The 13,990-nt window shown below is 57.2% G+C and carries 13 protein-coding genes; 2 read left to right on the top strand and 11 right to left on the bottom strand.

Annotated elements, in window-relative coordinates; all coding sequences use genetic code 11:
• Positions 1-12: 12 nt before the first annotated feature.
• From phoU to GFC01_RS13215, 6 genes are all read right to left on the bottom strand, one after another.
• Complete coding sequence (gene phoU / locus GFC01_RS13190; protein ID WP_341473976.1) at positions 13-672, bottom strand: phosphate signaling complex protein PhoU; 660 nt, start codon at positions 670-672, stop codon at positions 13-15.
• Between the two features lie 85 nt (positions 673-757).
• Positions 758-1,486: a phosphate ABC transporter ATP-binding protein PstB gene (pstB, locus tag GFC01_RS13195; RefSeq protein ID WP_152947654.1), complete on the bottom strand. Its 729-nt coding sequence runs from the start codon at positions 1,484-1,486 to the stop codon at positions 758-760.
• Positions 1,487-1,627: 141 nt separating this feature from the next.
• Positions 1,628-3,013: a two-component system histidine kinase PnpS gene (gene pnpS / locus GFC01_RS13200; RefSeq protein WP_152947641.1), complete on the bottom strand. Its 1,386-nt coding sequence runs from the start codon at positions 3,011-3,013 to the stop codon at positions 1,628-1,630.
• 2 nt (positions 3,014-3,015) lie between these two features.
• A complete protein-coding gene (locus GFC01_RS13205) occupies positions 3,016-3,726 on the bottom strand; it encodes a response regulator transcription factor (RefSeq protein ID WP_152947642.1) in 711 nt (236 codons plus the stop codon).
• A gap of 17 nt (positions 3,727-3,743) precedes the next feature.
• A complete protein-coding gene (gene pgeF, locus GFC01_RS13210; protein WP_152947643.1) occupies positions 3,744-4,565 on the bottom strand; it encodes a peptidoglycan editing factor PgeF in 822 nt (273 codons plus the stop codon).
• A 67-nt stretch (positions 4,566-4,632) separates the two neighbouring features.
• Positions 4,633-6,195 (bottom strand): MBL fold metallo-hydrolase RNA specificity domain-containing protein, encoded by a 1,563-nt coding sequence (locus tag GFC01_RS13215; RefSeq protein WP_152947644.1) that lies wholly within the window; start codon positions 6,193-6,195, stop codon positions 4,633-4,635.
• 589 nt (positions 6,196-6,784) lie between these two features.
• Between GFC01_RS13215 and GFC01_RS13220 the strand changes: the two genes are divergently transcribed.
• On the top strand, positions 6,785-7,033 hold the full coding sequence (locus tag GFC01_RS13220; RefSeq protein WP_341473977.1) for an FmdB family zinc ribbon protein: 249 nt from the start codon (positions 6,785-6,787) through the stop codon (positions 7,031-7,033).
• A 278-nt stretch (positions 7,034-7,311) separates the two neighbouring features.
• Here GFC01_RS13220 and nrdG read toward each other — a convergent pair whose 3' ends face one another.
• The 4 genes from nrdG to GFC01_RS13240 all read right to left on the bottom strand — a co-directional run bounded on the left by nrdG (position 7,312) and on the right by GFC01_RS13240 (position 11,098).
• Positions 7,312-7,827, bottom strand: coding sequence for an anaerobic ribonucleoside-triphosphate reductase activating protein (nrdG, locus tag GFC01_RS13225; protein WP_152947645.1), 516 nt, complete (start codon positions 7,825-7,827; stop codon positions 7,312-7,314).
• A 22-nt stretch (positions 7,828-7,849) separates the two neighbouring features.
• On the bottom strand, positions 7,850-9,868 hold the full coding sequence (nrdD, locus tag GFC01_RS13230) for an anaerobic ribonucleoside-triphosphate reductase (protein ID WP_341473978.1): 2,019 nt from the start codon (positions 9,866-9,868) through the stop codon (positions 7,850-7,852).
• Positions 9,869-9,962: 94 nt separating this feature from the next.
• Positions 9,963-10,436 (bottom strand): transcriptional regulator NrdR, encoded by a 474-nt coding sequence (nrdR, locus tag GFC01_RS13235; protein ID WP_152947647.1) that lies wholly within the window; start codon positions 10,434-10,436, stop codon positions 9,963-9,965.
• A 362-nt stretch (positions 10,437-10,798) separates the two neighbouring features.
• Positions 10,799-11,098, bottom strand: coding sequence for a YlmC/YmxH family sporulation protein (locus GFC01_RS13240; protein WP_152947648.1), 300 nt, complete (start codon positions 11,096-11,098; stop codon positions 10,799-10,801).
• A 301-nt stretch (positions 11,099-11,399) separates the two neighbouring features.
• On the opposite strand from GFC01_RS13240, the gene GFC01_RS13245 reads away from it, so the two are divergent.
• Complete coding sequence (locus tag GFC01_RS13245; protein WP_152947649.1) at positions 11,400-13,610, top strand: YcdB/YcdC domain-containing protein; 2,211 nt, start codon at positions 11,400-11,402, stop codon at positions 13,608-13,610.
• 237 nt (positions 13,611-13,847) lie between these two features.
• Here GFC01_RS13245 and GFC01_RS13250 read toward each other — a convergent pair whose 3' ends face one another.
• Positions 13,848-13,973: a hypothetical protein gene (locus GFC01_RS13250; RefSeq protein WP_243137576.1), complete on the bottom strand. Its 126-nt coding sequence runs from the start codon at positions 13,971-13,973 to the stop codon at positions 13,848-13,850.
• Between the last annotated feature and the right edge of the window lie 17 nt (positions 13,974-13,990).

Raw genomic sequence — 13,990 nt, forward strand, 5'->3', positions numbered from 1 at the left:
TTTCGGATTTAATTAATTCAACTCCCGCCGCTCCCCGGTGACCAGGTAAATAACCGCCTCCCCGATGTTGGTGGCGTGATCGGCAATGCGTTCCAGGTAACGGCTCACATACAGCAGGTAGGCCGACTGCATGACCGTTTTGGGATTTTCCACCATTCCATCGATCAGCTCCCGGAAGGCCCGGGCAAAGATATAATCCACCTCGTCATCCAGAGCACACATATCCCGCGCTTTCTGCACATCACCATGCACATAGGCATCCAGCCCGTCCTTGACCATCTGCTGAGCCAGCTGTCCCATGCGGGGGATATATTCCAGGGGTTTCACCGTGATGGGCTGACCGCTCAAACACATGGTGGCCCGGGCGATGTCCACCGCATGATCGGCCATTCTTTCCAGGCTCAGTAAAATTTTAATGCCGGTGATGGCCACCCGCAGATCCCGGGCTATGGGTTGCTGGGTGGCAATTAATTTTACGCATTTATCTTCTATTTCCAGGTATAGCTCATCAATCATTTCATCGCCCATGATTACCTGGGCCGCTCCGGCCACATCCAACCGCACCAGGGATTGGACCGCATCATAGATGGCCTGTTCCACCAGGCTGGCCATGCGCAGGATGTCCTGCTGGAGTTCGGCCAGGGCTTTGTCAAAGGAAGACCGGGGACTCACCGTATTATACCTCCTTCAAAGAAAAACCCTCCACTGGTCTTATGATATGCCACCGCCCCTGGAATGGAACCGGCCAAAGAATCCATCAACCGAACCGGCCGGTGATGTAATCCTCGGTGCGCTGATCCTGCGGGCGGGTAAAAATATCTTCGGTGACACCCCACTCCACCAGCTCACCGTTGAGGAAATAGGCGGTAATATCCGATACCCGGGCCGCCTGCTGCATATTATGGGTGACAATGACAATAGTATAATCCTTTTTCAGTACCTGAATCAATTCTTCGATTTTTAATGTGGAAATGGGGTCCAGGGCCGAACTGGGTTCATCCATGAGCACCACCTCCGGTTCCACGGCCAGCAACCGGGCAATGCACAAACGCTGCTGTTGTCCTCCGGAAAGACCCAGGGCGGATTTGAAGAGCCTGTCCTGCACCTCATCCCACAGGGCTGCCCGCCGCAGGCTGGTTTCCACAATCTCATCCAGCCGGCGCCGGTTGCGGATACCGTGAATGCGCGGTCCATAGGCCACATTATCATAAACCGACATGGGGAAGGGGTTGGGACGCTGGAACACCATCCCCACCCGCTTGCGCAAAGCCACCACATCCACATCCGGCGAGTAGATATTCTGGCCGTCCAGCAAAACCGTTCCTTCCACCCGCACCCCTTCAATAAGGTCGTTCATACGGTTTAAAGTGCGCAGAAAAGTGGACTTGCCGCAACCGGAAGGACCGATAAGGGCTGTAATTTGATTGGCCCTCACTTCCAGGTTGATCTTTTTGAGGGCCTGAAAATCTTTATAAAAGAGGTTCATATCTTTAACCAAAACCTTAATGTTTCCTTCCTCCTGTTTATTCTTCAACGGGCACCCCCCCTGAACTTATTCCCGTACGTAACTGCGGCCAATTTTAACAAAAGAATATTATAAACCCGTTACTGCCAGGTTAATATTTAATTAAGACGGCGACTCTTTATCCAGGGGCAGGGTAAAGCTAAAAAGGCTTCCCTTGCCGGGAGTGCTTTCCACCTCTACCTTACCACCATGGGCCCGGATAATATGTTTGACAATGGCCAGCCCCACCCCGATACCGCCCAGTTCCCGGGAACGGGCCTTATCGGCCCGGTAAAAACGTTCAAAAATACGGGGCAGGCTTTCCGCGGGAATACCAATGCCCGTATCCTCCACTTCCACCCGCACCTTATCTTCCAGCACGGCGGCCCGGATGGTCACCCGGCCCCGGGCCGGCGTATATTTCACCGCGTTATCCACCAGGTTGATCAATACCTGGGCCAGCATGTCGGGATCACCCTGCACCCGGGGCAGCTCCCGGGACAACTCCACGGAAAGGTTGATCTCCTTTTCCCGGGCCTGGGGACGGAATAATGAAACCACCCGGTTGATAATGTCTTCCAAATCCACGGGCTGCCAGCGATGAACCACCCGGCGCTCTTCTATTTTGGACAAATAGAGCATATCGTCAACCAGCCGGGTAAGGCGTTCCGTCTCTTTGTTCATTATTTCCAGGAAGTGACGCGCCGTAGCGGGGTCTTCCAGCGCCCCGTCCAGCAGGGTTTCCACAAAACCCCGGATGGAAGTGAGGGGGGTGCGCAGCTCATGGGATACGTTGGCCACAAATTCCGTCCGCATCTGATCCAGCTTGCGCCGTTCCGTAACATCCCTTAACAGGACCACCACCCCGCCGGTCTCCTGTCCCGACCCCTTCAGGGGTGTGGCATGCAGGCGAAAGATGCGGGGTTCGGGACCGATAATCTTTACTTCTTCGGAAATGGGTTCCTGTTTGTTCAGCGCTTTCTGCAGGATGCGTTCCACATCGTAATTGCGGATCACCCCCAGGATGTTTTTACCCTGGCACTCCTCCTGGCGCAAATCAAAAAGTTCTTCCACCACCGGATTGATCACCAGCACATGCCCTTCCCGGTCCAGGGCAATTACCCCGTCGGCCATGCTGTCCAGAATGGCCCGGGCCCGGTTCCTTTCCTCGGTAATGATACTGATGGTTTCCCGCAGCTGCCTGGCCATGTTGTTGATGTTGCGGGCCAGTTCGCCGATCTCGTCCTGGGAGTAGATGCGCAGTTCCCGATTCAGCCTGCCCCGGGCCATCTCCCGGGCCGTTTCGCTAATCTCATTCAACGGGCTGACCACCCGATGATACAAAAGCCAGGCCAGTCCCACGGACAGGGAGACCACCACCGCCAGCGCACCGTACAGGCCCAACACCCGGGCGGCGTAAAGTTGGAGCAGGGCAAAGAAGATGAGCAACAGGAAAAAGTAGCTGGCCACCGGGCGCCAGGTGATCCCCTGCGGAAAAACAATTTTCAAAATCAGGGCACCTCCCGGAAGCGATAACCCACTCCGCGCACCGTTTCAATATACTGGGGAGCGCCGGGCACCTGTTCCAGTTTTTGGCGGATATGCCGGATATGCACATCCACCGTCCGGGAATCTCCCGCGTAATCATAACCCCATATTTGCTCGAGCAGGTAATCCCGGGAAAATACCTTCCCCGGTTCACTGGCCAGAAAACGCAGCAATTCAAATTCCTTGGGAGTCAGATCCTGTTTAATCCCGTCCAGGGTAACCAGGAAACGGTCCTGATCGATAACCAGCCGCCCGTGCACCAGTTTTCCCCGCTCCGGACGGGTATTGCGGCTTTCCGCCTCTATGACCGTGCGGCGCAGGCGGGCTTTCACCCGGGCCAGCAGTTCCCGCGGGCTGAAGGGCTTGGTCACATAATCGTCGGCCCCCATTTCCAGACCCAGAATCTTGTCCAGTTCCTCCCCCCGGGCACTGAGCATAATCACGGGAATGTGGCGGGTTTCTTCGCCCTGCTGCAGCTCCCGGCACACCGCCAGGCCGTCCTGCCCGGGCAACATCACATCCAGCAGGATCAAATCCGGGCGCTGGGAACGGGCCGCCTCAATGGCCGCGTTACCGTCCAGGGCGGTAATTACCTCGTAACCTTCCCGTTCCAGGTTAAAACGGATCAGTTCGACAATATGTTCCTCATCATCCACCACCAAAATTTTGGGCATTTGCTCACAACCTCCCATTATGTGAGCATAATCAGCGAAGCCATCCTGCCGGTGCAACCTTTGCTCCCGCGGTAGGAGAAGAATAGATCCTGCCGGCAGGAAGTACAGATACCGGCCAGGGTGATATTTCCCGGTAAAAGTCCGGCGTTCAGGAGAATCAACCGGTTGGCTTCCCAGAGGTCCAGCCGCCACTTCCCACCGCCCCGGGGAATGAAAACCTGTTGCCAGAAAGGCAGATTTTTTTGAAAGGAGTCCACCAGCGGTGCATCCACTTCATAACAGCAGGGTCCGATGGAAGGGCCGATAATGGCCAGACAGTCCCGGGGACGGCAACCGTAAACGCGGCTCATGGTCTGCACGGTTTTCCACCCGATGGACAGGCAGGTACCCTTCCACCCGGCGTGGGCCAGGGCCACCACCCGGCACACCGGATCCAGCAGAAAAATGGGGACACAATCGGCATAGTAGCTGGACAGGGGCAACAATCGCTCACCCGTAACCAGGGCGTCGGTGGCGGGGAGGGAATCTTCGCCGGCCACGGCACCCCGCCCCCGGTGGCTGCGGTCCACCACCGCCACCCGGTCCCCGTGCACCTGCTGGCCGGCCACCAGGTGGGCGGGATCCATACCCAGGGCGGCACAGGCCCGGGAACGGTTAACCAGCACACGGGCCGGATGATCACCCACGTGAAAGGCCATGTTCAAACTGGCATAAACCCCGTCACTGACGCCACCATGGCGGGTGGTAAAACCGTGGCTCACCAGCCCGGTGGACGCAAAGGATGCCCAGAACAAAATACGCACATCGCCGCTGGTGATAAAGCCAGATCCGGCATTCAAAACAGGAAAACCCCTCTTTTATAGATTCAACATAAATTATAACGGTACGTAAGGGGTTGTGCAATGTTTATCCCGCTTTTTGCTGGATATCTTGCAAAAGGACATCCAGATTGTCCAACTGCTCCATAATTTGTTGATAGTGCCCCCGGGCCAGTCCCCGGGATATTAAGTCCTGCAAACGGGCAGATACCTGGGCATGGGCCCGGCGCAGCTCTTCGTCGGTGGCGGGAAGGGCGGTGGAAAGCAGCAATTCCTCGCCCATAACCGGGGCGTAAACCGGAAAACCGTAGCGGCGGGCAATTTCCCCGGCCAGGACTTCAATGGGCCCGGGTTCACCATGCACCAGAAATACCCGGATAGGCGGACGGCGCAGGTGTCCCACCCAGTCCAGCAAATCCTCCTGATCCGCATGGGCCGAATAACTGTCAATGCTCCTGACGGCCGCCCGCACAAATACCTCTTCCCCGTGGATACGCACAAATTTGGCGCCGTCCTTGATCTTTCGCCCCTTGGTGCCGGGAGCCTGGTATCCCACAAAAAGGACGGTACATTCGGGGCGCCATAAATTATGCTTCAGGTGGTGCTTGATCCGTCCGGCCTCACACATACCGCTGGCGGCAATGATAATTGCTCCGCCCTTGATCTTGTTTAAAGCCATGGACTCCTCCACGGTACGGGCAAAGGTGAGACCGGCCATGGTCAGGGGATCCTGCCCTTTGGCCATGAGATTTCTGGCCTCTTCATCAAAAATACCGGCATGCTTTTTGAAAATTGCAGTGGCTGCCGCAGCCATGGGACTGTCGATATAAATTTTCATGGGCGGAAAACGGCCGCTGTTCACCAAAAGATTTAAGTCATAAATAAGATCCTGGGTGCGCTCCACGGCAAAGGCGGGAATAATCAGGTTTCCTCCCCGGCGGTAGGTATCCCAGATCACCTCGTGTAAAATTTCCAGATGATCCGGTCCATTGGGATGCAGCCGGTCGCCATAGGTGGACTCCATGATTAAATAATCGGTTTGGTCGATATAAGCCGGATCTTTCAGGAAGGGCCTTTTCCTCTCGCCCAGATCACCGGTGAAAACCAGTTTATAAGTCTGCCCCCCCTCCCGCACGGTCACCTCGACGAGGGCCGAACCCAGGATATGCCCCGCTTCCAGAAAGCGCACGCTGATCCCGGGGTTAAGATCCACCGTCTCTCCGTAGTCCACCGGATGGAAATATTCCAGTGCCCGGTGGGCGTCCTCCATGGTATACACCGGTGCCACCGGCGGGCGCCCGGACCGGGCGGCCTTACGGTTCAACCTTTCCACTTCCATCTCCTGGATGTGGCCGCTGTCGGGAAGCATGACCGAACAAAGATCCGCCGTGGCCCGGGTGGTAAGCACGCGGCCCTTGAAGCCCTGCTTGACCAGTTTGGGGATCAGGCCGCTGTGATCAATATGGGCGTGGGTGAGCAGGACATAATCCACACTGCCGGGCGCCACCATAAAGGGACGGTAATTGTTCTCCCGCAACGCCCGTGGCCCCTGAAACATCCCGCAATCCACCATCAGCCGGGTGGCTCCCACCTCCAGCAGGTGACATGATCCGGTAACTGTTCTGGCCGCTCCCAAAAAACGCAGGCGCAAATGAAATTCCCCCCAAATAGTTGTTGGTCGCTGGGCAGCCGTATTATTACTAATTCCCCCTCGCCCCCGCCATTCCCTGCTGCATTATGTAAAAAGATGTCTTAAAATGCCGGACGGCAGGCGAACAACCATAATTTTACCCTGAAAATAATCGGCGTAGATCCATTTTCATCCTTGCTGGTGCTGCGTTAGCGGCACGGGCGTCTGTTCAGTAAACCCGGTGCAGGCACGGTGTTGTCCCACTCACTCCGGCACTTCGCCATGTCGTGCACTCTGGAAAACGCCGTGCCTTTGTATTGACCACCGGTTAGTCCCGGTCGCCCGATCAAGTGACCCGGCATTCAAAAATTGATTGCCCGGAAAGGGAATAATTGTTTCATAATGGGCAACGCCCTTGACAGAACGGCCGCCGGAGCGTAAGCTAAAAATAGCCGCCGGAGCGGCTGAATAATGTTTTTATGGCAGTCTCCCTCAACCAGCCAGCCGGTGATTGGGGGACAAGACTCAGGAGTAAATCAAGGGAGTTGTCCATGGGAACGTCCGTTCCCTCCATGAAACGTAAAACCTATTTTATGAGGGGTGTTTTGCCGTGCCCATTTACGAATTCCGTTGTCTTAATTGCGGTCACCGCTTTGAAAGGCTTTGCTCCATGGGTGAGAAGGGTGAGGGGCAGGTCTGCCCGGCCTGCCGGAGCACCGGCGCCCAACGGGTGATGAGCAGTTTTGCTTCCCCGGGCAAACGGGATGCCGGTAGCAGTGCCGGTACCGGTAACAGCACCGGTGGAAGCGGCGGCTGTGCCGGATGCGCCGGCGGCAGCTGCACCACCTGCGGGCATTAAAAGAGAGGGCGTTTACGCCCTCTCTTTAATGTGACCGTTTACCTGGAACGCCGGGTTATATACAGCGCAGGTCCACTTCGTCAATGCCCACCGTGTTGTTGTTATCCGCCGCCGGGGTAAAGATGAACCGCACCTCCACCCGGCCGGTGCCCGCCGGGGAAGGGCCGGTGGTCAGGGAGAATCGTATACAGGGCTCGGGTGTGTGGGACTACCCAGTTGCCGGCATTATTCCGCTTGCAATTTTCAGTGGTATTATTGATAAACCCGACGGCAGGCGACTATTGCGTAGATCCCCAGGAAGCCATCACCACCCGCCCCCCGGCCAGGGAAGGGGCCACATGGATGATCCGCTGGTTGGTGGAGCCCCGGAAGGGCAGGGCCGGGTCCCGTTTTTCCTGGACATAGGGGCCGTCCACGATATAATCGGATAGCTCCAGGAGCTCTTTTACAGCCCCGTCCCTTTGGCTCCACTCCTGCAGTTCTTCCCAGGTATAACCCGTGTAGGTGATTACGTCCTTGCCCAGATGGTGTACCTGCCGGGCCAGGACGGCCAGAGATTCCGCCTGGCCGAAGGGCTCTCCTCCGGAGAAGGTCACCCCCTTTAACAGGGGGTTTTGGCGCACCATCTCCAGGATCTCTTCCACCGCCATGTCTACCCCCCCGGCCGGGTCCCAGGTATGGGCATTATGGCAACCGGGACAACGGTGGGGACAGCCCTGGACGAAAACCACCAGGCGCAGTCCCGGCCCGTCCACCACACTTTCCCTGACAATTCCGGCCACACGCAACTGCATAAGCCATCTCTCCCAAAGGTTTTTAACTGAGGCTGTGGGGCAAACGATCGTTCAGCTCCGCCACCTTGCTGTCATTGAAGCGATCCACCGTGGAAAGGTAGCCGGTAATCCGCCGCACCCGCCGGATGGCCGGTGAACCGCAGCGGGGGCAGGTGTTTTCGTTGATTACCCCCAGCAAGTTGCAGCTGGTGCAAAAATCCACCGGGAAGTTGATGGCCGCGTAGCCCATGTCGCTGGCCGCCATGTGGCGGATAATGGCTTCCACCGCCTCGGGATTGTGCACCGGTGGTGAGGCCATTTCCACGTAGCTGATGTGACCGGCGTTGCAGTATTTATGATAGGGTCCTTCCAGGCTGATCTTGTCAAAACTGCTGATGGGATAATGAACCGGTATATGGAATGAATTGGTATAATACTCCCGGTCGGTCACCCCGGGAATAATGCCGAACTCTCTGCGGTCAATCTTGACAAAGCGCCCGGAAAGACCCTCCGCCGGCGTGGCCAGCAGGGTATAGTTCAGGTCATATTCTTCACAAGCTTCATCAATGCGCCGGCGCATAAAGGCCACAATCTCCTGCCCCAGAGCCTGGGATTCTTCACTCTGGCCGTGATGACGGCCGGTCAGGGCCACCAGGGTTTCGGCCAGACCGATGAAGCCCATGGCCAGGGTACCGTTGACAATGGCCGGCTCAATGCAATCGTCATCCTTCAAGCCGGCCGAGCCCAGGTAAATACCCTGCCCCATGACAAAGGGCATGTCCTTCACCTTCAGTTTGGCCTGCACCCGGAAGCGGTGGTGGAGCTGCCGGATGACCAGTTCCATCACCCCGGATAGAAGCTGGTAAAACTTTTGTATGTTCCGCTCGGCCTTCACACCCAGCCGGGGCAAATTAATGGTGGTGAAGGACAGGTTGCCCCGGCCCGGGGTGATCTCCGGACCCCGGCGGTTGGCCATCACCCGGCTGCGGCAACCCATGTAGGATACCTGGTCGCCATAGGGCCGGTTGAAGGAAGAATCCATGAAGGCGAAGGAGGGGTTCAGCCTCTTGCTGGCCACCCGGACGGCCAGCTGGAACAAATCGTAGTTGGGATCCCCGGGTGCAAAGTTCACCCCTTTTTGCAGGCGGAAAATAATATTGGGGAAAATGGGATTCTCCCCCCGCCCCAATCCGGCTTCATAAGCCAGGAGCAGGTTGCGGGTGACTTTTCGCCCGGCCCCGGAAGTATCGGTGCCCAGGTTTATGGAAGAAAAAGGCACCTGGCTCCCCGCCCGGGAGTGCATTGAATTGAGATTGTATACCAGAGCCTCCATTGATTGGTATGTTTCATTTTCATCGGCATTCTCCACAAAGGGGGCCATCTGCCGGTCAAAAAAGGGAAAGGACTGTCCTCCGAACATATCGTTCTGAGCGCTTTGTAAAATGATGGCCGCCAGGGCCGTGGCCGAAGTGGGTCGTTTCGGCGGCCGGATATAGCCGTGGCCCGTGTTGAAACCCTCCATCAGGAGCCTGTCCAGGGGTATCTGCAGGCAATTCAGGGTCTTGGCGTACCAGTCCAGGTCATGGATATGGATGTCTCCCCGTATGTGGGCACCGGAAAAATCGTCGTCCAGCAAGCGGGTCAGGTAATATTTTTTGCTGGCCGCACTGGCAATTTGCAGCATTTTGGCCGAAGGGGAATTGCCCACGTTGGCGTTTTCCCGGTTGGTTTCTTCCAGGATTTCTTCCACCGCATCCATAAGATCCCCCTTGGCCTCCCGGATACGGGTGCGCTTATCCCGGTAGAGTATGTAGGCTTTGGCCGTGCGGGCGTGTCCGGCCTCGATGAGCACCTTTTCCACCACGTCCTGGACATCTTCCACCCCGAAGACCTGCCCGTTGTATTTCTTTTTGAGCATCTTCAGGACCTCGATGGTCAACTCCATGGCCGTCTGCCGGTCCTCGCCCCCCACCGCCCGGGCGGCCTTGAAGATGGCGTCGGTAATCTTTGTCTCGTCGAAGGGCACTTCCCGCCCATCCCGCTTGCGGATAACCTTGAACACTGCTGGCAGCCTCCTTAAATGGTCGTTGTTCGCTGGTCATTGGATTTAAGTCGGCATTCGCTTCAAGCGAATGCCGGCTGACACACTGTTCCCCTTACTCCCGGGAACCGGCCCCGGATTTCCCGGACAGGCGCTGGATTTCCCGTAAAAACTCCTGGACATCCCGGAACTCCCGGTAGACCGAAGCAAAACGGACGTAGGCCACCTCATCCAGCAGCCGTAATCGCTCCATGACCATTTCCCCGATCTGCCGGCTGGGCACTTCCAGTTCCGCCGTACTGCGCAGGGCCCGTTCCAGCTCGTCCACCAGCGCCTCCAGGGTGGCCATGGGCACGGGTCTTTTCTGGCAGGCTTTAACCAGCCCGGTCAGGAGCTTGTTACGGTCAAAAACCTCCCGCCGTCCGTCTTTCTTCACCACCACCAGGGGGAGTTCATCCACCCGCTCATAAGTGGTAAAGCGCCGGCCGCAGCCTCCACATTCCCGCCGCCGGCGGATGGAACAACCGTCATCCGCCGGACGGGAGTCCAGCACCCGGCTGTCGGGAAAATTACAGAATGGACAGCGCATCGCCCGTTCACCACCCATGCCAGAAATTAACCGGTTGTTAACATATGTAGTATGCCTGGCATGCTTATTATACTATATATTGGGGGTGAGGGACAAAGGCTAAAAAGGTCGGCGGGAGGAGATTGAGTTTGTTTTCCTTCCCGTTACTTCACTTTTGCCGGTTACACAAAAAAAGCCGGGTACCTTCATACCCGAATTTATAGCCGGAACTGCATGTCCATGTGACACGGGCAACTGCCGGAGCTCAGCGGTCAACAACACCATGGGGCCGCCCCCTTTTGGGGTATTTTCCCGATCTCGCGGATTGTAATTACAATTATCACAAGAATTAACATAAATTCCCTTACTGTCCGGCGGCAACACTAAAAATACCTCTCCCCCCCGCCGGGTGGACTCCCCCCTTCCGGACGGATTTCCCCCACATCCCGCAAATCCACCAGAATCACATCCACACCGATCCTTTTGATTTTCTGCCAGGGGACCACAATTTCATCCTCCCGGCCAAAGAGATTGAACAGGCGGTTGCTTCCCTGGGCGGGCAGGATGATGGCGCTGATGCGCCCGTTCTCCAGATCGATGTCAATATCCTTGATGGGCCCCAGGCGGCGGCCGTCGGCCACGTTGATTACTTCCCGCATGCGCAGATCGGAAATCTTAACCATTGCCTGCACCCCCTGGCATATTATATGCCGGAGGATATCCGGGCTGAACCGCAAACGTTGCTGTTTCCCCGGGGGCCGGAGAAGTTCCGGCAAAGCAGGCAAAAGAATTATCTGGTTTGTCCGGGAACTTTTCCCCCTTTCCCATCGTCCATATGAATATACGGGGGACACAAAGACCAGGGAAGAGGGTGATGGCCATGACCTGAAGCTAGCAACGTACCCCGGCAGGAGAACCTTCGCTGAAAACACCGGCGCAAACCGGTAGAAGACAGGTTACAAAAGCACAAAGGGGGGCCCAACAATGCTGAACATCGGGCAGCGTTTTGTCAGGTGGTGCCTGGCGGTTGTTTTACTGGCCACCTGGTTTCCGGCCGCCGCCATGGCCCAGGAGAAGCCGGCCGTTTCCCTGGATCAGGCCATTCGCATCGTCAAGGACAACTTTGCCATCCCCGGGGAATACACCAATTTCTCCTCCGGTTTCTCCTCCGGTTTAGGCGCGGACCGGGACCGCCAGGTCTGGTCTTTGAACTGGGAAGCCCCGGCTGAGCCGGGTGCCGGTTTTCATGCCCAGGTGGACGCCGTCACCGGTGAAATCCGGAGCATAAGCCACTGGAAACCGGGCAAGCCCGGCCAACCGGTGCCAAGGGTGCCGGCCGTTTCCCAGGAACAGGCGCAAAAAATAGCCGGTGAGTTTTTAAACCGGCTGGCCGCCAAACATATTCAGGAACTGCAACCCGTTCCCCCCCAGGACCAGGTGATTCCCCTGGGCAACTACGGGCCGGTGAGCTACCACTTCCGCTGGCAGCGGCTGGTAAACGGTATTCCCTTCCCCACCGACGGGGTAAATATGGAAATCAGCGGTGAAGACGGCCGGCTGGTGAGTTACAACCTGGAATGGACCGGTGCGGATTTCCCCGCGGCCAGGGGAACGATACCCCTGGAAAAGGCCCGGGAAGCCTTCGATGGAGCGGGAATGCTGGAATTGCAATATTTCCAGCCATTCCGCCGCTATCCCCCGGAGGCGGGGAAAAAACCGGAGATTCTTCTGGTCTACCGGCTGAACCACCCCTCCGGCGGGGTCATTGACGCCTTCACCGGCCGGCCCCTGGTCCCGGAAGATGGCCGGTATCTGGTGGAAAAATCGATACCCGGGGGAGGCGGCGGGGAGGAGTCGTTTATGAGAATGAATGGCGGACAACCGGCAGTCTCAGTCCCCTTGACCCCCGCCGAACAGCAGGAAATTGAAAGAACGGCCAAATTAATCACCCGGGACCAGGCCGTGGAGGCAGTCAAAAAATGGGTGCAGGTACCGGACAACCTGACCTTACAGGGCGCCAACCTGGCCACCGACTGGCAGAACCCGGACACACGCATCTGGAATCTGAACTGGAGCGATGAAAAGGATAGCGATAATCAGCCCCGGCATATGTCTGCCCGGGTAGACGCCTTTACCGGTGAACTGGTGGGCTTTGACCTTTACTACCCCGGTACAGACGGAAAAACCGGTACCATGGATCGTCCGGCGGCACAGAAAATTGCCGAGGAATTTCTAAAAAAGATCCAGCCCGAACGTTTTCAGTCAGTGAAGCGGGACGAAAGCCGGTCCGCGCAACCCTTTATGCCCGGGGAAAAGGGCAAGAACCCCCCCTTCCAGTATTTTAACTACTGGCGGCTGGTCAATGGCATTCCCTTTCCCGGCAACGGCTTTAACATCCGGGTGGATACCGTCCAGGGAAGGGTGGTCGGTTATAACCTCAACTGGTCAGACAGGCAGTTCCCTTCCGCCACAGGAGTGTTAAACGCCAAACAGGCCGGGGAATCTTTCCTGAAATACCGGCCGCTAACCTTGAGCTACACCCGCATGTACGGCCCGGATGGGCCCGGGGATATACGCCTGGTTTACCAGCCCCTGGCCACCGGATGGGGCGTGCCCACCATAGATATGGTGGACGCCAGAAGCGGTGCGGGGCTGGACTGGGAAGGCAAGCCCGTTTCCCAAAACCCCCGGGCATACCAGTTTAATGATATTGCGGGCCACTTCGCCGAGCGGGAAATCAGCCTTTTAGGCCGCGCCGGTATTTTCGGGGAATACGGCGATGCCTTCCACCCCGACGAAAATATTACCACGATTTCCCTGCTGCGGGCCATGCTCATGGTCAAATTCGGTGCCCAGGGATTCAGTGGATTGTCGGACGAGGAGGTGCTGAAGAGGGTCAGGGAACAGGGATGGCTGACAGAGAGTACGCAGCCCGGCGCCCCGGTGGACCGCCTGACCCTGGCCAAATTGCTGATCCGCTTCCTGGGCCTGGACCGGGCCGCCCGGGTGGAGGGAATCTATCAGGTACCGTACGCCGATGCCGGTTCCCTGCCTGCCGGCTCCCTGGGCTATGCCGCCCTGACCTGGGGGCTGGGCGTCATCAGGGGTGACGGCCAGGCCTTTGTTCCGGATCACCAGGTGACCCGGGCCGAAGCGGCCGCGGCACTGGTACGGACGCTGGAAGTAAAACCGTAAGGGCAAAAAATTTCCCGGGCAGAAGGAAAGGCTTCCCCTTGTAAAAGGGGGAGCCTTTTCCAAATGAGCGAAACTTTATGTGCCGGGATTAATTTGAGCCCTCGGCCAAACCGGTCTTGAACCCTTTGGGCCGGCTGACCCCTCGGCAGATCCGATGGGGGTAGCTGCCCAAATTTGCGAAAGGGCTTCATATGGGAACATTTATTCCCTCTGTCAGCCATAAAAACGTTAAACGAGCTACCGCCCCTGAAACTCGGGCTTGCGCTTGTTTAAAAAGGCATCGATCCCCTCTTTCCGGTCGTCACTGGTAAAGACCAGGCCGAAAAGATCCGCCTCGTGGGCCAGGGCCTTTTCCAGATCCATTTCCAAACCCTCGTTCA

Source organism: Desulfofundulus thermobenzoicus, assembly GCF_009428905.1.
Taxonomy (GTDB): Bacteria; Bacillota; Desulfotomaculia; order Desulfotomaculales; family Desulfovirgulaceae; genus Desulfofundulus_A; species Desulfofundulus_A thermobenzoicus.